Source organism: Dechloromonas sp. TW-R-39-2 (assembly GCF_016864195.1).
Lineage (GTDB): Bacteria > Pseudomonadota > Gammaproteobacteria > Burkholderiales > Rhodocyclaceae > Azonexus.
This window is the reverse complement of sequence record NZ_CP045202.1, coordinates 82316-99330: the sequence shown is the minus strand read 5'-3', so window position 1 is coordinate 99330 and position 17015 is coordinate 82316. Positions and strand designations below refer to the sequence as shown.

The window sequence follows — 17015 nt, the reverse complement described above, 5'->3', positions numbered from 1 at the left end:
GCTTGCCTTGCCGTTTCAGCGTTTGACCACGGCATAGCGGGCCAGCGTTTCGTCGCGGGCCTTGGCATGGTCGACAATCGGACCGGGGTAATCCCGGCCGATGACGACACCCAGCGCTTCCTGCTCGATACGCCCGATCAGCCACGGTGCGTGGATGTATTTGTTGGCGACCTTGGTTAGCTCCGGCACGTAACGGCGGATGAACTTGCCCTCCGGATCGAATTTTTCCGACTGGGTGACCGGGTTGAAAATCCGGAAATAAGGCTGGGCATCGCAGCCGCTCGACGAGGCCCATTGCCAGCCGCCGTTGTTGGCCGAGAGGTCAAAGTCGATCAACTGTTCAGCAAAGTAGCGTTCGCCCAGGCGCCAGTCGATGCCGAGATCCTTGGTGAGAAACGAGGCGACGATCATGCGCAGCCGGTTGTGCATCCAGCCGCTGTGCTTGAGCTGGCGCATCGCCGCATCGACCAGCGGATAGCCGGTGCGGCCTTCGCACCACGCGGCGAAGCCGGCCGGCCAGTCGGCCCAGCGGATAGCGTCATATTCCGGCTTGAAAGCCTGACTGACGACCTGCGGGTGACGGTCGAGAATCATGAAATAGAAGTCGCGCCAGATCAGCTCGCTGAGCCAGACATCCGCCTCGCGCGAGACGGCTTCGCGGACCAACTGGCGGATCGACAGCGTGCCGAAGCGCAGATGAACCGACAGATAGGAGACGCCCTTGACGGCGGGAAAGTCGCGCAGGCTGCCATAGCGCAAGATGCGCTGTTCGCGGAAGTCGTCCCACAGTGCTTCGGCGCCGGACATGCCGGGGCGGATGCCGACTTCGTGCAGGTCAGTCGCGGCAAAACCGAGTTCAGCCAGTGTCGGTATGCCATTGGCCGGGCCGGGGGCGAATTGGCCGGTGCAGCGATATTCGGCCCAGTCTGCTGCGGTCAACCGCTTCAACCAGGCATTTTTGTACGGCGTGAATACGGAGAACGGCTTGCCGGCCTGGGTCAGCACTTCGTCGCCATCGAAGATCGCCTGATCCTTGCAGCCCTTGAAGGCGATGCCGTCAGCCGCCAAGCGGGCGGCAACTTCGGCATCGCGTCGTTTGGCTCCCGGTTCGTAGTCGCGGTTGGCGTACACCGCAGAAACGCCCAGCTGGCACGCCAGTTGGGGAATTTCAGTGCTTGCCGGGCCGTGTACGACGATCAGCCCGCCCCCTTTGGCACGCAATGCGCTATCCAGTTCAAGCAGCGACTCGTGAATGAACTGGACGCGCCGGTCGTGGCGCGACGGCAGGGCCGCGAGGATTTCCGTGTCGAAAACAAAGGCACAGTGAACTTCGCCGGCTTCGGCAAGGGCCGCACTGAGGGCGGCATGATCGTGGTCGCGCAGGTCGCGGCGGAACCAGACAAGAGCTTTTTCGTGTTTCATGGTTGGTTTGTACCCGACCGGGCATTAAAATTCCAGTCATGAACAGCGTCAACCTGACCGATCACTTCCTCATCGCCATGCCGGCGCTGGAGGATCCGTATTTTTCCAATGCCTTGGTCTATATCTGCGAGCACAACGAAAACGGGGCGCTCGGGATCATCGTCAATCGTCCAATCGACATGAATCTGGCCGGCTTGTTCGAGAAGATCGACATCAAGCTTGAAGCGCCGGAGATGGCCGATCTGCCGGTATATTTTGGCGGCCCGGTGCAGCTTGACCGTGGTTTTGTCCTGCATCGGCCGATCGGGGAATGGCAGTCGACGCTGGTCGTCAATCCTGCTGTCGGGCTGACCAGTTCGCGCGATGTGCTGGTTTCGGTCGGCAGCGCCGGCCTGCCGGGCGAGATCCTGGTCAGTCTGGGTTACGCCGGCTGGGAAGCCGGGCAACTGGAAAGCGAATTGGCGCAAAATTCCTGGTTGACCGTGCCATCGCAGCCGAGCATCCTTTTCGACCTGCCGCCGGAAGCGCGCCTGCCTGCGGCGATGCAGGCCCTGGGGATCAGCTTCACGCAACTTTCCGACGTGGCCGGGCATGCCTGACGGCACGGTTCTGGCCTTCGACTTCGGCGAAAAACGTATCGGCGTGGCAACCGGTGAAACCCTGCTTGGCAGCGCTCATCCGCTGGCCGTGATCCGGGCCGAGTCGAACGACGATCGCTTCGCCCAGATCGGCAAGCTGATCGCCGAATGGCAGCCGGTCCAGCTGGTCGTCGGCCTGCCGACCCACGTCGATGGCACGCCGCATGACATGACGCGTCTGGCGACCAAGTTCGCCGAGCGTCTGAAACGCCGCTTCAATCTTCCCGTGGCCTTTGCCGACGAGCGTCTGACCTCGCTCGACGCCGAATCCCGCCTGCGCGAAACCGGTCGCAACAGCAAGTCGGCCAAGCCGCTGCTTGACGCCGTGGCGGCCCAACTCATCCTTCAAACCTGGTTCGAAAGCCCGCACCATGTCACCCCTGAATAATCCCCTGCCCGACGCCGAAGCCCAGTGTCGGCAACTGGCTGAACTGATTCGCCCGCAACTGCACCGCAATCCGGCGTTGGTCGGCGTTTATAGCGGCGGCGCCTGGATCGCCGAACGCCTGCGCGAATTGCTCGGCTTGCCCGACGCGATCGGCCTGATCGACGTTTCTTTCTACCGCGACGATTTCGCGGCCAAGGGCCTGCATCCGCAGGTCAAGCCGACGGTCATCCCGTTCGACGTCGAAGGTCGCCACATCATCCTGGTCGATGACGTGCTCTACACCGGCCGCACGACGCGGGCCGCGATCAACGAACTGTTCGACTACGGTCGTCCGGCCTCGATCGAACTGGCCGTGCTGGCTGATCGCGGTGAACGCGAATTGCCGATCGGCGCAACGCATTGTGTCTGGGATGTCGCCCTCGGCGAAGGTCAGAGCCTGGTGCTGGCCAGGCAGGACGACGGTCAACTGGTCTGGAGGCTGGAAAATGCATAACCCGCAGCTGAACAAAAATGGCGAACTGATTCACCTGTTGTCGACCGAAGGCTTGCCTAAGGCAATCATCACGCAGATTCTCGACACCGCCGAATCCTTCATGGAAGTCTCGGCGCGCGACGTCAAGAAAGTCCCGCTGCTGCGCGGCAAGAGCGTCTTCAACCTGTTTTTCGAGAACTCGACGCGCACCCGGACAACCTTCGAGATCGCTGCCAAGCGCCTGTCGGCCGATGTGATCAATCTCGACATCAACAAGTCTTCGGCGAGCAAGGGCGAAACCCTGCTCGATACCATCGACAATCTCTGCGCGATGCATGCCAACCTGTTCGTCGTGCGCCATGCCTCGAGCGGCGCACCTTACCTGATTGCCGAGCACCTGAAGCGGGTCGGGCGCGACGACATCCACGTCGTCAATGCCGGCGACGGCCGACACGGGCACCCGACCCAGGGCCTGCTCGACATGTACACCATTCGTCACTACAAGAAGGACTTCACGCAGCTGCGTGTCGCCATTGTTGGCGACCTCCTGCATTCGCGCGTCGCCCGTTCCGACATTCACGCCCTGACCACGCTCGGCGTGCCGGAAGTCCGCGCCATCGGCCCGGCCACGCTGCTGCCCAAGCATCTCGACAAGCTCGGTGTACATGTTTTCCACGACATGGAAGAAGGCCTCAAGGATTGCGACGTGGTGATCATGCTGCGCCTGCAGAACGAGCGCATGACCGGCGCCTTGTTGCCATCGGCCGGCGAATATTTCCGCCATTACGGCCTGACGCCCCAAAAGCTGGCGCTGGCCAAGCCGGACGCCATCGTGATGCATCCGGGGCCGATGAATCGCGGCGTCGAAATCCACTCGGCGGTGGCCGATGGGGCGCAGGCCGTGATCCTGCCGCAGGTCACCTTCGGCATCGCGGTTCGCATGGCCGTCATGAGCATTGTTGCGGGGAACTGATCCATGAATATCGAAATCAAGAATGGCCGCGTTATTGACCCGAAAAACGGTGTCGACCGCAGCACCTCGCTGTACCTGGTCGATGGCCGGATTGCCTCGCTCGACGCGGCGCCGGCCGGCTTTGTCGCCGAGCAGACGATCGATGCTGCCGGCTGCGTTGTCTGCCCCGGCCTGATCGACCTGAGCGCCCGCCTGAACAGTATCGAAGCCGAACTGGCCGCCGCCGTCGCCGGGGGCGTCACCTCGGTCGTCGTCCCGCCGGACGCCGATCCGCCGCTCGACGAGCCGGAACTGGCCGATCGCCTGGTGCATCGTGGCGAGGAAATCGGCAAGGCCCACATCCTGCCACTCGGTGCGCTGACGCTCGGCCTCAAGGGTGAGCGCCTGTCCGAACTGGCCGGTTTGAAGAAGGCCGGCTGCGTGGCCTTTTCGCAGGCCAACAAGCCGGTGGTCGATACCGAGGCGCTGCTTCGGGCGATGGAATACGCCGCCACTTTCGACTTCGCCGTCTGGTTGCAGCCGCAGGATTACTGGCTGGCGCGTAACGGCATCGCCCACGAAGGCGAAGTGGCCAGCCGTCTTGGTCTGGCCGGCATCCCGGTCGCCGCCGAAACCATCGCCATCGCCACCATCGTTCAGCTGGTTCGCGACACCGGCTGCCGCGTCCATCTGACCCGCCTTTCATCGGCCGCCGGCGTGGCGCTGCTCGCCCAGGCCAAGGCTGAAGGCCTGCCGGTCAGCTTCGATGTCGGCGTGCATCACCTGCATCTGACTGAAAATGATATTGGCTTCTTCAACCGCCAGGCTCGTTTCGACCCGCCATTGCGCACGCAAAATGACCGCCAGGCGCTGTCGACCGCAGCAGCCAGCGGTCTGGCTGCGATTTGTTCCGATCACACGCCGGTCGGTGCCGACGACAAGTTGCTGCCTTTTGCCGATGCCAAGCCAGGCGCCACCGGTCTCGAACTGCTGTTGCCGCTGACCTTGAAGTGGGCCGAGGCTGCCAAGTTGCCGCTATCCGCTGCCATCGCCCGGATTACCCAGGCGCCGGCCGAGGTACTGGGGCTGGATATCGGCCATTTGACGCCGGGCAGCGTTGCCGACATCTGCGTCTTCGATCCGCAGGCCAATTGGTTGGTGACACCCGAGGCTCTCAAGAGCCGTGGCAAGAATTCGCCCTGGCAGGGCTATGAAATGACCGGCAAGGTCCGTTCAACCCTGGTTGGCGGGCGTCTTGTCTTCTCCTCGGCTGGCTGATTTTCTGGCTCAAAAATGCAAAACAAATAATTACATTTGCATTTAAAACCGGGTTGTATGATGCGAATGGCATTCTGGCTGCAAAGCTGGAATGCCATTTTTCATTGACGCATTCATCCTTCCGGGAGGCAACACATTCATGAAAACCATTCTGACCCTGATTCTTGCCATGCTGGCCAGTATCAATTTTGCATTTGCTGCGGTCGACCTCAACGCTGCAACGGCGGCTGAACTTGAAGCAGTGAAGGGTTTGGGGCCGGCTAAAGCCAAGGCAATCGTCGATTACCGCACCAAGAACGGCCCGTTCAAGTCGGTCGATGACCTCAAAGGCGTCAAGGGCTTCGGTGCCAAAAGTGTCGCCAAGATGCAGGGTGAACTGACGGTGGGCGGTTCCGGCGCCAGCGCACCTAAAGCGACTCCTGCTGCTGTCGCCCCTGTGGCCAAGCCGCCAAAGCCGGCTGCACCGGGTAGCAAGTAAATCATCATCTGGATCAATGGCAGAGCGGCGGCTTGTTCCGCCGCTTTTGCTTTACAGCGTCAGCAATCGGGCGATGGCCTGACTGTCGCTGCCGGTGACTTCCAGGACCTTGCGGCGCGAAGTCTGGCCGCTTTTCAGGTTGACCGCGGATTTCGGCAAACCGAGCACCTCGGCAACGAACTTGACCAGGGCTTCATTGGCCTTGCCATCGACCGGCGGTGCAGCCAGCCGGATTTTCAGCGCATCGCCATGCAGCCCGGCAAATTCGGTCTTTTTTGCGCCGGGCTGAATGTGCAGCGTCAAGGTGATGCGGCCATCGGCCGCGAGGCGGAACCAGTCGCTCAAGTCGATCTCAGAGGAACATCAGGGCAACTTGCAGCAGCAGGATGGCGACCAGCGGTGACAGGTCGATGCCGGAAATCAGCGGGACGAAACGTCGGATCGGATCGAGCAGGGGCCGGGTCAGCTGGTGCGCCGGGGCGCTCAGCGGCGAATAGGGATTGATCCACGACAGGACGGCCTGCAGGATCAGGGCGCCGATCAGGATATAGACGCCCAGTCGAAGCACGGCACGTACGCTGAACCACGCGACCATCAATGCCAGGCTGGCTGGGTCGGCCGATAGTGCAACCGGGGAAAGCCCGATCAACAGCCCGGAAAGCAGCACCTGCATGGCCAGCGCGGCCAGCAAGCTGGCCCAGTCGAAACCGCCGGCTCCGGGGATTACCCGGCGCAGTGGCTTGACGGCCCAGTTGGTCAGCGCCACGACGAAGTTGCCGAGTTGGCCGGAAAACGAAACGCGCATCGCCTGCATCATGAAACGCAGCAGGAACAAGGTGCAGAAGAAACTGACGACAGCGTCGAGCAGAAAGATCACCGGCTGCATGCTCAGGCGGCTCCGAGCAGCTTGCCAAGTTCCTGACCACGGGCTTCAGCCGCCATGACGCCGGCGATGATGCCTTCCTTGACGCCTTTGTCGGCCATCACCTGCAAGGCAGCGGCCGTGGTGCCGCCTTTCGAGGTGACCCGTTCGCGCAGCACGGAAGCGGGTTCTGTCGATTGAGCGGCGAGGGCGGCCGCGCCCTGGACGGTTTCGATGGCCAGTTGGCGGCCTTGTTCCGGTGTGAAGCCGAGGTCGGCTGCCGCCTGCTGCAGTGCCTCGATGAACAGGAAGACGTAGGCCGGGCCGCTGCCCGAAACGGCGGTGACGCCGTCCATCTTGCCTTCGTCATCGATCCAGACAGTGCTGCCGACGGCGCGCAGCACGCGGTCGGCCGCTTCGCGTTCGGCTTGGCTGACTTCCGGCAGTGGGCAAAGGCCGGTAATGCCGGCGCCGATCAGGGCCGGGGTGTTCGGCATGCAACGGACGATGCGGCGATGGCCGCCGAGGAAGCGCGCCAGCGTTTCCAGGTCGAGGCCGGCAGCAATGCTGACGACAACCGCCTGACCGAGCTTGTCGACGAGCGGTGCGACGGCTTCCTTCATTTGCTGCGGCTTGACGGCGAGGACCAGCAGATCGCCGACGGCAGGCAGCAATTCGGCCGCTGCGTAGCAGTTGACCGCGTAAGTCGCGCTCAGCTTTTCACGGGCTTCGCTGCCCGGATCGATGACATTGATGTCGGCTGCGACAAAACCCTGTTTCAGCATGCCGCCGATCAGCGCGTTGGCCATGTTGCCGCCGCCTAGAAAAGTAATCTTCATGTGTAGTTTCTTTCACCAAAAATGGCCGTGCCGATGCGGACAATCGTCGCACCTTCGGCCACGGCAGCTTCAAGATCGTGGGACATGCCCATGGAAAGTGTGTCGAGCGGCACGCCGGCCGCTCGTACTGCGTCGGCGATCAGTTTCAGCCGACGAAAAGGTTCGCGCTGCGCGACCGGGTCGTCGCAGGGTTCGGGAATCGCCATCAGGCCGCGCAAGTTCAGTTTGGGCAGGGCGGCGATGGCCAGGCACAGGGCGACCGCTTCATCCGGGGCGCAACCGCTCTTGCTGGCTTCGCCGGAAACATTGACCTGGACGCACACCTGGAGCGGCGGCAACCCGGCGGGGCGCTGGGCCGACAGGCGTTCGGCGATTTTCAGGCGCTCGATCGAATGGACCCAGGCGAAGTGTTCGGCGACCTGGCGTGTCTTGTTGCTCTGCAGTGGACCGATGAAATGCCATTCAAAACCGTGGTCGACCGTGGCAAGCGCCTTTTCGCTACCTTCCTGGACATAGTTTTCGCCAAAGGCATGCTGTCCGGCTGCGCCTGCCGTCAGCACATCGGCCAGCGGCTTGGTCTTGCTGACGGCCAGCAAATGGACGGAATCGGGCGCGCGACCGGCTGCGACGGCGGCCTGGGCGATGCGTTCCCTGATTGCTTGCAGGTTGGTGGCGATTGCGCTCATAATCTTTTGGAATTACGTCAGTTTCCAGTATACACGCGCCTCAAGGACGATCCATGGACATTACCGAACTGCTGGCTTTCAGCGTCAAGAACAAGGCTTCCGACTTGCACCTGTCGGCCGGCCTGCCGCCCATGATCCGGGTGCACGGCGATGTTCGGCGGATCAACCTGCCGCCGATGGAGCACAAGGATGTTCATGGCATGGTCTATGACATCATGAATGACGGCCAGCGCAAGGTCTATGAGGAAACGCTGGAGTGCGATTTCTCCTTCGAAATTCCCAACCTGGCGCGTTTCCGGGTCAATGCCTTCAACCAGCAGCGTGGTGCCGGTGCCGTTTTCCGGACCATTCCGACCAAGGTCATGACGCTGGAAGAACTCAACTGTCCGAAGATTTTCCGCGAAATTTCCGAGTATCCGCGCGGTATCGTGCTGGTTACCGGGCCGACCGGTTCGGGCAAGTCGACGACGCTGGCGGCGATGGTCAATCACGTCAATGAAAACCACTATGGCCACATCCTGACGGTCGAGGACCCGATCGAATTTGTGCACGATGCCAAGAAATGCCTGATCAATCAGCGCGAAGTCGGGCCGCATACGCTGTCTTTCTCGAACGCCCTGCGCTCGGCGCTGCGCGAAGACCCGGACGTGATCCTGGTCGGTGAAATGCGCGACCTCGAAACCATCCGTCTGGCACTGACGGCGGCCGAAACCGGCCACCTGGTATTTGGCACGCTGCATACTTCTTCGGCCGCCAAGACGGTTGACCGTATCGTTGACGTTTTCCCGGCGGCTGAAAAGGAAATGGTTCGCTCGATGCTGTCCGAATCGCTGCGCGCCGTCATTTCGCAGACCCTGCTCAAGACCAAGGATGGCGCCGGCCGCGTGGCTGCCCACGAAATCATGATTGGCACGCCGGCCATCCGCAACCTGATCCGTGAAAACAAGGTGGCGCAGATGTATTCTGCGATCCAGACCGGCCAGAATGTCGGCATGCAGACGCTGGATCAGAATCTGCTCGACATGGTTCGGCGCGGCATTGTTTCAAGCAACGATGCACGCAACAAGGCATCGAACAAGGATGCTTTCCCGGCCTGATCGGTCGCGGCATAAAAACCAAGGAAAAATATGGAACGCGATCAGGCAATGAAGTTCATGCACGATCTTTTGCGCCTGATGTCGCAAAAGAAAGGCTCCGATTTGTTCATCGCCGCCGGTTTTGCGCCGGCCATCAAGATCGATGGCAAGGTGACGCCGGTGTCGAACCAGGTATTGACGGCGCAACACACGGCCGAGTTGGCCCGCTCGATCATGAACGACCGCCAGGCGGCCGAGTTCGAGGCGACCAAGGAGTGCAATTTCGCCATTTCACCCTCCGGTATCGGGCGCTTCCGGGTCAATGCGCTGGTTCAGCAAGGTCGCGTCGGTGTCGTATGCCGGACGATCAACATGACGATTCCGACGCTCGATGAGTTGCAAATGCCGCCGGTGCTCAAGGATCTGGCGATGAGCAAGCGCGGCCTGATCATCTTCGTCGGCGGCACCGGCACCGGCAAGACGACCTCGCTGGCTGCCTTGGTCGATTATCGCAACGAGAATTCCTTCGGCCACATCATCACCATCGAAGACCCGATCGAATATGTACACGAGCACAAGAACTGCATCGTGACGCAGCGCGAAGTCGGCGTTGATACCGACGACTGGGGTCCGGCCCTGAAGAACACCCTGCGCCAGGCACCGGATGTCATCCTGATGGGCGAAATCCGCGACCGCAACACGATGGATTACGCCATCGCCTTTGCCGAAACCGGCCACCTGGCGCTGGCTACGCTGCATGCCAACAGCGCCAACCAGGCGATCGACCGGATCATCAATTTCTTCCCCGAAGAGCGTCGCCAGCAATTGCTGATGGATCTGTCGCTCAATATGCGGGCCATGGTTTCCCAGCGCCTGCTGCCCAAGAAAGACGGCAAGGGGCGGGTTGCCGCGATCGAGGTAATGCTCAATTCGCCGCTGATCGCCGACCTGATCTTCCGCGGCGAGGTGCAGGAGATCAAGGAAATCATGAAGAAGTCGCGCGAGCTGGGCATGCAGACCTTCGACCAGGCCCTGTTCGATCTCTACGAAGCCGGCAAAATCAGCTATGAAGATGCGTTGCGCAACGCCGATTCGCTCAATGACCTGCGCTTGCAGATCAAGTTGTATGGCAAGGAATCGAAGGATCGAGACCTGAGCAGCGGTCTGAACCATCTCGATATCGTCTGATCGCCCAACCCCTGGAGAATTTTATGCGTACCCTTCAAAAAACCGTTTTTGCCCTTTGCCTGACGTTGACCGCAGCATTCGCCCAGGCCGGGGCGCTGGATGCCATTTCAACCGGCGATGCCAGCGCCGGCGTCAAGGAAGCTCTGGCCAAGGGCGCTGACTATGCCGTGGCCTCGCTCGGCAAGGATGGCGGCTTCCTCGGCAACAGCAAGGTCAAGATTCCGTTGCCGGGTTATCTCGACAAGGCAGAGAAAGGGCTGCGCATGTTCGGCATGGGCAAGCAGGCCGACCAATTGATCGAAACGATGAACCATGCGGCTGAGCAGGCCGTGGCCGAAGCCAAGCCGATTCTCAGCGACTCGATCAAGAAGATGAGCGTGCAGGACGCCAAGGGGATTCTGACTGGTGGCGAAGACAGCGTGACGCAATATTTCAAGCGGACATCGACCGAGCAACTGACCGCCAAGTTCATGCCTATCGTCAAGGCATCGACCCAGAAGCTTGATCTGGCCGGGCAATACAACGCTTTTGCCGGCAAGGCGGCAAGCAGCGGCCTGATTGACCAGAAAGACGCCGACCTCGATGGTTATGTCACGCAAAAGGCGATGGATGGCCTGTTTGCGATGATCGCCGAGGAAGAAAAGAAACTCCGCGCCAACCCGCTTGGGGCCGGCAGCTCGCTGCTCAAGAAAGTGTTCGGCGCCCTGTAAATTAAAGTCGGGCGTTTCAGCCGCCGTCAATACAGTCAGGAGACTGGAATGCAACTGAAACGCCTTGATTCGACGACGCAGCCCCGGGCGATTGATGCCAGGGAAAGCTTGCGCCAGCTCCATGGCGAGCAGATTCGCCGGGTCGAGGCGCTGGCTGCCGTCGAGAACGACCGGCAACGCAGCCTGCAGCAGGAAATGGCCGAGGTCGATGCCCGTTCGCTTGGTCCCTTCGAGGGCAGCCAGCAGGTCTTGCAGGAGGCCCGTAGTGTGGCCGCGCGCCTGGTTGTGCTGGGTGGGCATGGCGAGGCCTTGATCAAGCTGCGGGCACTCAGCCTGGCGCTGCCGCATGTCGATGACACGGTGTGATGCCCGTTGATTTAGTCCGTGCGAAGCGGCCTGGCTGCTAAAATTGCCTGATTCAAATTCGCGCCCCGCTATTCCGGGGCGCTTCGTTTTCGATCCCGATGTCCGGCCTCAATCCTCAGCAACGCGAAGCAATCCACTACCTCGACGGCCCCTTGCTGGTGCTCGCCGGTGCCGGCTCGGGCAAAACGCGGGTGATTACGCAGAAGATCGCCTATCTCGTTCAGGAATGTGGTTTCCAGCCGCGTAACGTTGCTGCCATCACCTTTACCAACAAGGCGGCCAAGGAAATGCAGGAGCGGATCGGCAAGATTCTCTCCAAGCCGCTGGCCGACGAGTTGCAGATCTCGACCTTCCACTCGCTCGGTGTGCGCATCCTGCGTGAGGAGGCCAAGGCGCTCGGCTACAAGCCGCGCTTTTCGATTTTCGACTCAGCCGATTGTGGCGGCATCATCGGCGAGGTGGCCGGTACGGTCGACAAGGCCACGCTGCGTATTTTGCAATCGATCATTTCGAACTGGAAAAATGCGCTGGTGACCCCCGAGGGGGCGTTGCACATGGCGCGCGACGAGCACGAGAAGCTGGCCGCCCATGCCTACCTCTCCTACGAAGCGACGCTCAAGGCTTATCAGGCGGTCGATTTCGACGACCTGATCGGTCTGCCGGTCAAGCTGTTCAGCGAACACCCCGAGATTGCCGACAAGTGGCAGAACCGCCTGCGCTACTTGTTGGTCGATGAATACCAGGATACCAACGCCTGCCAATACCAGTTGCTCAAGTTGCTGACCGGGGTCCGTGCCCAGTTCACCGCCGTGGGTGACGACGATCAGGCGATCTACGGCTGGCGCGGCGCCGACATTGAAAACCTGAAGAAGCTGCCAACCGAATTCCCGGCGCTCAAGGTGATCAAACTTGAGCAAAATTACCGGTCGACCGTGACGATCCTCAAGGCGGCGAACAACGTCATTGCCAACAATGAAAAACTGTTCGACAAGAAGTTGTGGTCCGAGCTTGGATTGGGCGAGCCTATCCACGTTACAACCTGCCGCGACAACGATGCCGAGGCCGAAGGCGTGATCATGAAGCTGCAGGCGCATCGCTTCGAGCATCGCGGCAAGTTCAAGGACTACGCCATCCTCTACCGTTCGAACCACCAGGCACGAACCTTCGAGGAATACCTGCGCGACCACCGGATTCCCTATCTGCTCTCCGGCGGCAAATCCTTCTTCGATAAGGCCGAGATCAAGGACATCATCGCTTATCTGCGTTTGCTGACCAACGAAGATGATGATCCGGCCTTCATTCGTGCGGCTACGACGCCGAAGCGCGGGATTGGCGCGGCGACCCTCCAGGCACTCGGTACCTATGCCGGCGAACGCCATATTTCGCTGTTCCAGGCGGCTTTCGAGGAAGGCTTCGCGCATCGCGTCCAGCCGCGCCAGATTGAGCCGTTGCTCGAGTTCTGCCAGTTCATCAACCGCACCCAGGGACGGGCCAGCCGTGAGCCGGCCCATCAAGTGCTGCCGGACTTGCTCAAGGCGATCGATTACGAAGGTTTCTTGTACGACCACGAGGAAGAGCGCACGGCACAGACGCGTTGGGCTAATGTCTGCGAATTTGCCAACTGGTTGAACAAGAAGGGCGAGCTCGATGGCAAGACGCTGATCGACCTGACCCAGAGCATTGCGCTGATCAACATGCTCGACAAGCAGAACGACGAAGAGGTCGATGCCGTCCAGTTATCGACGCTGCATGCTTCGAAGGGGCTGGAGTACAAACATGTCTTTCTCGTCGGTGTCGAGGAGGGCATCCTGCCGCATCGCGAGTCCACCGATCCGGGCAAGATCGAAGAAGAGCGTCGCCTGATGTATGTCGGCATCACCCGAGCCCAGCGCACACTGCATATCTCCTACTGCGAGCGGCGCAAGCAGGCACGCGAGTTCGTCCCCTGCGAACCATCGCGCTTCATCGATGAAATGGGCAAGGATGATGTCCGTTTTCTCGGAGGCAAGCAGGATGCGCCGCCCGACAAGGCCACCGGCAGCGCCCGGCTCGATGCCATGAAAGCCATGCTGGCCGGCAACAAGCGCTAACGGTTTGGTCATACACCGTTACGACGAGTTACTTTTCTGATGACATCCGGGCCGTAACGGCCTGCGTTATTCGACACAAGGCAGCGCAATTTCGCAAAGCCGGATGAACTACCGAATAAATCAATCAGGAGATTCAAAATGACCAAGCAAATTTTCGCACTCGTTATCGCCGCCGCTTTCGGTATCGCCCACGCTGCTGACGTCAAGCCAGCCGCCGCCGACCTCAAGGCCATTGCCGCTCCGGCTGCAGCGACCGTCAAGGCCGAGGCGCCCAAGGCCGCTGAAGCGGTTGTGAAATCCGAAGTCAAGGCAGCAGAAGCCAAGCCAGCGGCTGCCACGCCGGCGCCGGAAGCTAAAAAAGAAGCCGCCGCTCCGGTCGAGAAAAAGGTCAAGAAAGCCAAGAAAGCCAGCAAGAAGGCTGAACCTGCTGCTGCAGCCGCAGCCGCCGAACCAGCCAAGGCCGCAGAAGCGGTCAAGAAGTAAGGTTCGAATCGCCTCTGGCCGGCAGCCCTCCAAAAGCTGCGCCCAACAAAAAAGCGCTCACAAGGCGCTTTTTTTGTGTGGACAAAAAAGAGGGAGGCCGGAGCCTCCCTCTTTTTGATGCAAGCCGGGGAATTACTTGGACAGGCCGATCAGGTGATCAACGGCAGCCTTGATTTCGCCATCGGACAGATCGCCTGCGCCACCCTTCGGCGGCATGGCGCCCTTGCCGCCAATCGCGCTCTTGTACAGTGCATCCTTGCCCTGGCCGAGACGTGGTGCCCAGGTGGCCTTGTCGCCAGCCTTTGGTGCGCCGGCTGCGCCGGTGTTGTGGCAGGCGCCGCAAACGGTGTTGAAAACGGTAGCGCCATCTTTCGGTGCGCCGCCGGCAGCAGGTGCAGCAGCCTTGGCCAGTTCGAACTTGGCAACCGGTTGAATGCGGACATCAGCTTCATCGTTACCCTTGGCAGCATCGGCAGCCGAGGTGGATTTCTTGACGGTAAGCGGGAAGACGATGGCGATCAGAACGATGGCGATAATGATCGTTGCCCACATGATGCTCTTGGAAGAGTGCTGCTCGGCCATGCTGATTACCTCATTGCGCAAAAATAAAAGTGCGTAATTATAACGGCTTAACTTTGGCAGCTGAGCAAAAAAAACCCCGCCAGTGGCGGGGTTGAAATTCTCGAAAGGGGGAGTTTCGAGAGGAGGGGTTCAATGCACAACTGAAGTGTATGCGCCGCCGCTTCTCTCGTCTGTCGTGCTTTCGTAGCCTTGTGTAACCAAATGTTGCACCTGCAGCAAGCGCTGTTCAGTGCTCGATGCGGCAGATCTCGACCGCGCTGGTCGGGATCTGGTAGTCAGCAGCCAGTTCGGTACGGGCCATGTCTTCGATAGCCTGGCCTTCGCAAGCGGCGAAGCGGCGGGCGCCGGTGAAATCCTGCGGGATGCCGGCGCGGTCCTGGGTAATCCGGTAATGGATCTTGACGTTCACTGCGGTTCTCCTGAAACAATATTTTGTGGTTTGCCGGGCGCGAGGATAGTCGTTTGATGCTGCGCTGCAATAGTGGTTTTCCACATGAGAGGAGAACGCAAATTTGCTGAAATGTGGATAATGGGCGCCGTTTATCGGGTTATATCAAGACGGAATGCTATGAAAGTCATTGGCTTCGCCGGTTGGTCGGGTAGTGGTAAAACAACACTCATCGAACAGGTTATCAGCCTGCTTGAGGCGCACGGTCTGGCCGTGTCGCTGATCAAGCATGCACATCACGAATTCGACGTGGATCATCCGGGCAAGGATTCCTGGCGTCATCGGCATGCCGGTTGCCGCGAGGTATTGATTACTTCGGCAACGCGCTGGGCGGTGATGCACGAGTTGCGTGGGCGTGATGAACTGACGCTGAATGAGGCGCTGGCTCAACTGTCGCCCTGCGATCTGGTGCTGGTCGAAGGTTTCAAGCGCGAGCCAATCCCGAAAATTGAAATCTATCGGGCCGAGCTCGGCAAGCCGATGATTTTTCCGGGTGATCCGCATGTCATTGCAGTGGCGAGTGATGCGCCGGTCGCCACCGATTTGCCGCAACTGGATCTGAACCAGCCGGCGGCGGTCGCCGCCTTTATTCTTGAGTGCCTGTCAGCCGGCTGACTCGAAGCGGCCAAGCTCTTCCTGGGTGTTGATGTTCTCGAAGGCGTCGGCTACATCATCGAAAGCGACCTCGACGATTTTCAGCGTCGAGTACCAGCGGTCGATCTTGCGTCCGCCGGAGGCGAGAAATTCGGTCAGGTGAGGCAGGACTTCACGTTTGCACAGGCAAAAGACCGGATGTGGCTGATCGAAGGTGCGGGCGACGGCGAGATCGGCCTCTGCTGCGGTCAACGCCTGGAAAAGGCGGGAAATCAGATCAGCCGGCAGAAATGGCGAGTCGCATGGCGCCGTGGCAACCAGGGGGTGGGTTGCTGCTGATAGAGCGGCATGCAGCCCGGCCAGCGGGCCGGCGAAATCGGGAATCTGATCGGGAACGACGCGGTGGCCGAAGGCGGCGTAACGTTCGGCGTTCTGATTGGCATTGATCAGCAATTCATCGACCTGCGGCCCGAGTCGCTCGACGACCCAGGCGGCCATCGGGCGGCCGCGCAATGTCTGCAATCCTTTGTCGATGCCGCCCATGCGGCGGCCAAGGCCGCCGGCAAGGATGACGCCGGTAATCGGGGTAGGCTGGCTCATCGGGAAAAACGCTCCTCTCCGCTGAATAGCAGGTAATGCTTGCCCTGGGCGCGGCCGATCATGGTCATGCCGATGCGCTTGGCCAGTTCCCAGCCCATCTGGGTCAGGCCGGAGCGCGAAACGAGGCAGGGAATGCCCATCTGGGCGGTCTTGATCACCATTTCGGAGGTTAGTCGCCCGGTGGTGTAAAAAATCTTGTCGCCGCCGTCCAGTCCGTCCAGCCACATCTGGCCGGCGATGGCGTCGACGGCGTTGTGGCGGCCGACGTCTTCGACGAACATCAGGATATCGCTGTGCGTGCCGCTATTGCTGACCAGTGCGCAACCATGTACCGCTCCGGCCTGCTTATAGATTGATTCGTGGTGGCGCACGGCTTCGAGCAGGCCATACAGGCCGGCCTCGGTCAGGTGGGCGTCGGTGGGCAATTTCAGGGTGTCGATTTCATCCATCAAATCGCCGAACACCGTACCTTGTCCGCAACCGGTGGTGACCGTGCGGCGCTCCATGCGGTTGGCCGCCACGCCGTTGCCGTGGCGGGTTGTGACCGCTACGGCGTTGACTTCCCAGTCCACCTGGATGCCGGCGACTTCGTCGAGGCTGCCAATCAGGCGTTGATTGCGCAGGTAGCCAAGGGCCAACGCCTCGGGGGCAGCCCCCAGCGTCATCAGCGTAACGATTTCACGCTTGTCGACATAAAGCGTCAGCGGGTGCTCGCCGGCAATCGCGGTTGGTACGATTTCGCCGCGTTCGTTGATTGCGTCGATCTCGAAAGTCAGTGGCCGGCTGGCCTGGGTCAGGATAGGGCGTCGCATCGGCGGGATTCTACACTTGCCTGAACTTGGGCTATGCTGAAAAAACATCCC

The 17015-nt window shown here is 60.6% G+C and carries 22 protein-coding genes; 13 read left to right on the top strand and 9 right to left on the bottom strand.

Going from position 1 to position 17015, the window contains the following annotated elements; all coding sequences use genetic code 11:
• Positions 1-15 precede the first annotated feature (15 nt).
• On the bottom strand, positions 16-1422 hold the full coding sequence (locus tag GBK02_RS00515; RefSeq protein WP_203467838.1) for a deoxyribodipyrimidine photo-lyase: 1407 nt from the start codon (positions 1420-1422) through the stop codon (positions 16-18).
• 38 nt (positions 1423-1460) lie between these two features.
• Between GBK02_RS00515 and GBK02_RS00510 the strand changes: the two genes are divergently transcribed.
• From GBK02_RS00510 to GBK02_RS00485, 6 genes are all read left to right on the top strand, one after another.
• Complete coding sequence (locus GBK02_RS00510) at positions 1461-2021, top strand: YqgE/AlgH family protein (RefSeq protein WP_203467837.1); 561 nt, start codon at positions 1461-1463, stop codon at positions 2019-2021.
• Positions 2014-2448: a Holliday junction resolvase RuvX gene (ruvX, locus tag GBK02_RS00505; protein WP_203467836.1), complete on the top strand. Its 435-nt coding sequence runs from the start codon at positions 2014-2016 to the stop codon at positions 2446-2448. The genes GBK02_RS00510 and ruvX overlap by 8 nt, the downstream gene beginning before the upstream one ends.
• The gene (pyrR, locus tag GBK02_RS00500) at positions 2432-2941 is read left to right on the top strand and encodes a bifunctional pyr operon transcriptional regulator/uracil phosphoribosyltransferase PyrR (RefSeq protein ID WP_203467835.1); all 510 of its coding nucleotides are present in this window, start codon (positions 2432-2434) and stop codon (positions 2939-2941) included. The genes ruvX and pyrR overlap by 17 nt, the downstream gene beginning before the upstream one ends.
• Complete coding sequence (locus tag GBK02_RS00495; RefSeq protein WP_203467834.1) at positions 2934-3893, top strand: aspartate carbamoyltransferase catalytic subunit; 960 nt, start codon at positions 2934-2936, stop codon at positions 3891-3893. Before pyrR ends, GBK02_RS00495 begins: the two co-directional genes overlap by 8 nt.
• Before the next feature lie 3 nt (positions 3894-3896).
• Positions 3897-5150, top strand: a complete 1254-nt coding sequence (locus GBK02_RS00490) for a dihydroorotase (RefSeq protein WP_203467833.1) — start codon at positions 3897-3899, stop codon at positions 5148-5150.
• A 139-nt stretch (positions 5151-5289) separates the two neighbouring features.
• Entirely contained in the window at positions 5290-5628 is a 339-nt protein-coding gene (locus tag GBK02_RS00485) for a ComEA family DNA-binding protein (protein WP_203467832.1), read from the top strand.
• Between the two features lie 51 nt (positions 5629-5679).
• Here GBK02_RS00485 and GBK02_RS00480 read toward each other — a convergent pair whose 3' ends face one another.
• Genes GBK02_RS00480 through GBK02_RS00465 form a run of 4 tightly spaced genes read right to left on the bottom strand, consistent with a single transcriptional unit; the run spans position 5680 to position 8015 of the window.
• A complete protein-coding gene (locus GBK02_RS00480; RefSeq protein WP_203467831.1) occupies positions 5680-5973 on the bottom strand; it encodes a DUF167 domain-containing protein in 294 nt (97 codons plus the stop codon).
• A 7-nt stretch (positions 5974-5980) separates the two neighbouring features.
• Positions 5981-6514: a YggT family protein gene (locus tag GBK02_RS00475; RefSeq protein ID WP_203467830.1), complete on the bottom strand. Its 534-nt coding sequence runs from the start codon at positions 6512-6514 to the stop codon at positions 5981-5983.
• A gap of 2 nt (positions 6515-6516) precedes the next feature.
• Positions 6517-7329, bottom strand: coding sequence for a pyrroline-5-carboxylate reductase (proC, locus tag GBK02_RS00470; RefSeq protein WP_203467829.1), 813 nt, complete (start codon positions 7327-7329; stop codon positions 6517-6519).
• Positions 7326-8015, bottom strand: coding sequence for a YggS family pyridoxal phosphate-dependent enzyme (locus tag GBK02_RS00465; protein ID WP_203467828.1), 690 nt, complete (start codon positions 8013-8015; stop codon positions 7326-7328). Before GBK02_RS00465 ends, proC begins: the two co-directional genes overlap by 4 nt.
• A gap of 53 nt (positions 8016-8068) precedes the next feature.
• Here GBK02_RS00465 and GBK02_RS00460 point away from each other — a divergent pair, with 53 nt between their 5' ends.
• The 6 genes from GBK02_RS00460 (at position 8069) to GBK02_RS00435 (ending at position 13928) form a co-directional block, all read left to right on the top strand.
• Entirely contained in the window at positions 8069-9112 is a 1044-nt protein-coding gene (locus GBK02_RS00460) for a type IV pilus twitching motility protein PilT (RefSeq protein WP_203467827.1), read from the top strand.
• A gap of 30 nt (positions 9113-9142) precedes the next feature.
• Positions 9143-10279, top strand: a complete 1137-nt coding sequence (locus GBK02_RS00455; protein ID WP_203467826.1) for a PilT/PilU family type 4a pilus ATPase — start codon at positions 9143-9145, stop codon at positions 10277-10279.
• Positions 10280-10302: 23 nt separating this feature from the next.
• Positions 10303-10989 carry a DUF4197 domain-containing protein gene (locus GBK02_RS00450; RefSeq protein ID WP_203467825.1) on the top strand — a complete coding sequence of 229 codons (687 nt, stop codon included), beginning with the start codon at positions 10303-10305 and terminating at the stop codon, positions 10987-10989.
• A gap of 48 nt (positions 10990-11037) precedes the next feature.
• Positions 11038-11355, top strand: a complete 318-nt coding sequence (locus GBK02_RS00445; protein WP_203467824.1) for a hypothetical protein — start codon at positions 11038-11040, stop codon at positions 11353-11355.
• A 98-nt stretch (positions 11356-11453) separates the two neighbouring features.
• Positions 11454-13445, top strand: a complete 1992-nt coding sequence (locus tag GBK02_RS00440) for a UvrD-helicase domain-containing protein (RefSeq protein WP_203467823.1) — start codon at positions 11454-11456, stop codon at positions 13443-13445.
• Positions 13446-13583: 138 nt separating this feature from the next.
• Positions 13584-13928 (top strand): hypothetical protein, encoded by a 345-nt coding sequence (locus GBK02_RS00435; protein ID WP_203467822.1) that lies wholly within the window; start codon positions 13584-13586, stop codon positions 13926-13928.
• Between the two features lie 132 nt (positions 13929-14060).
• On the opposite strand, the gene GBK02_RS00430 is transcribed toward GBK02_RS00435, so the two are convergent.
• Entirely contained in the window at positions 14061-14510 is a 450-nt protein-coding gene (locus tag GBK02_RS00430) for a cytochrome c5 family protein (protein WP_203467821.1), read from the bottom strand.
• Between the two features lie 226 nt (positions 14511-14736).
• Entirely contained in the window at positions 14737-14919 is a 183-nt protein-coding gene (locus tag GBK02_RS00425; RefSeq protein ID WP_203467820.1) for a hypothetical protein, read from the bottom strand.
• Positions 14920-15078: 159 nt separating this feature from the next.
• On the opposite strand from GBK02_RS00425, the gene mobB reads away from it, so the two are divergent.
• Positions 15079-15573, top strand: a complete 495-nt coding sequence (gene mobB / locus GBK02_RS00420) for a molybdopterin-guanine dinucleotide biosynthesis protein B (protein ID WP_203467819.1) — start codon at positions 15079-15081, stop codon at positions 15571-15573.
• On the opposite strand, the gene mobA is transcribed toward mobB, so the two are convergent.
• Entirely contained in the window at positions 15562-16152 is a 591-nt protein-coding gene (gene mobA / locus GBK02_RS00415; protein ID WP_203467818.1) for a molybdenum cofactor guanylyltransferase MobA, read from the bottom strand. The genes mobB and mobA overlap by 12 nt on opposite strands.
• Positions 16149-16964: a formate dehydrogenase accessory sulfurtransferase FdhD gene (locus GBK02_RS00410; protein WP_239003100.1), complete on the bottom strand. Its 816-nt coding sequence runs from the start codon at positions 16962-16964 to the stop codon at positions 16149-16151. The genes mobA and GBK02_RS00410 overlap by 4 nt, the downstream gene beginning before the upstream one ends.
• Between the last annotated feature and the right edge of the window lie 51 nt (positions 16965-17015).

Excerpts from the sequence above, each read along its gene's own strand:
- GBK02_RS00515 (WP_203467838.1), bottom strand. The coding sequence starts at position 1,422 with ATGAAACACGAAAAAGCTCTTGTCTGGTTCCGCCGCGACCTGCGCGAC.
- GBK02_RS00510 (WP_203467837.1), top strand. The coding sequence starts at position 1,461 with ATGAACAGCGTCAACCTGACCGATCACTTCCTCATCGCCATGCCGGCG.
- ruvX (WP_203467836.1), top strand. The coding sequence starts at position 2,014 with ATGCCTGACGGCACGGTTCTGGCCTTCGACTTCGGCGAAAAACGTATC.
- pyrR (WP_203467835.1), top strand. The coding sequence starts at position 2,432 with ATGTCACCCCTGAATAATCCCCTGCCCGACGCCGAAGCCCAGTGTCGG.
- GBK02_RS00495 (WP_203467834.1), top strand. The coding sequence starts at position 2,934 with ATGCATAACCCGCAGCTGAACAAAAATGGCGAACTGATTCACCTGTTG.
- GBK02_RS00490 (WP_203467833.1), top strand. The coding sequence starts at position 3,897 with ATGAATATCGAAATCAAGAATGGCCGCGTTATTGACCCGAAAAACGGT.
- GBK02_RS00485 (WP_203467832.1), top strand. The coding sequence starts at position 5,290 with ATGAAAACCATTCTGACCCTGATTCTTGCCATGCTGGCCAGTATCAAT.
- GBK02_RS00475 (WP_203467830.1), bottom strand. The coding sequence starts at position 6,514 with ATGCAGCCGGTGATCTTTCTGCTCGACGCTGTCGTCAGTTTCTTCTGC.
- proC (WP_203467829.1), bottom strand. The coding sequence starts at position 7,329 with ATGAAGATTACTTTTCTAGGCGGCGGCAACATGGCCAACGCGCTGATC.
- GBK02_RS00465 (WP_203467828.1), bottom strand. The coding sequence starts at position 8,015 with ATGAGCGCAATCGCCACCAACCTGCAAGCAATCAGGGAACGCATCGCC.
- GBK02_RS00460 (WP_203467827.1), top strand. The coding sequence starts at position 8,069 with ATGGACATTACCGAACTGCTGGCTTTCAGCGTCAAGAACAAGGCTTCC.
- GBK02_RS00455 (WP_203467826.1), top strand. The coding sequence starts at position 9,143 with ATGGAACGCGATCAGGCAATGAAGTTCATGCACGATCTTTTGCGCCTG.
- GBK02_RS00450 (WP_203467825.1), top strand. The coding sequence starts at position 10,303 with ATGCGTACCCTTCAAAAAACCGTTTTTGCCCTTTGCCTGACGTTGACC.
- GBK02_RS00445 (WP_203467824.1), top strand. The coding sequence starts at position 11,038 with ATGCAACTGAAACGCCTTGATTCGACGACGCAGCCCCGGGCGATTGAT.
- GBK02_RS00440 (WP_203467823.1), top strand. The coding sequence starts at position 11,454 with ATGTCCGGCCTCAATCCTCAGCAACGCGAAGCAATCCACTACCTCGAC.
- GBK02_RS00435 (WP_203467822.1), top strand. The coding sequence starts at position 13,584 with ATGACCAAGCAAATTTTCGCACTCGTTATCGCCGCCGCTTTCGGTATC.
- GBK02_RS00430 (WP_203467821.1), bottom strand. The coding sequence starts at position 14,510 with ATGGCCGAGCAGCACTCTTCCAAGAGCATCATGTGGGCAACGATCATT.
- mobB (WP_203467819.1), top strand. The coding sequence starts at position 15,079 with ATGAAAGTCATTGGCTTCGCCGGTTGGTCGGGTAGTGGTAAAACAACA.
- mobA (WP_203467818.1), bottom strand. The coding sequence starts at position 16,152 with ATGAGCCAGCCTACCCCGATTACCGGCGTCATCCTTGCCGGCGGCCTT.
- GBK02_RS00410 (WP_239003100.1), bottom strand. The coding sequence starts at position 16,964 with ATGCGACGCCCTATCCTGACCCAGGCCAGCCGGCCACTGACTTTCGAG.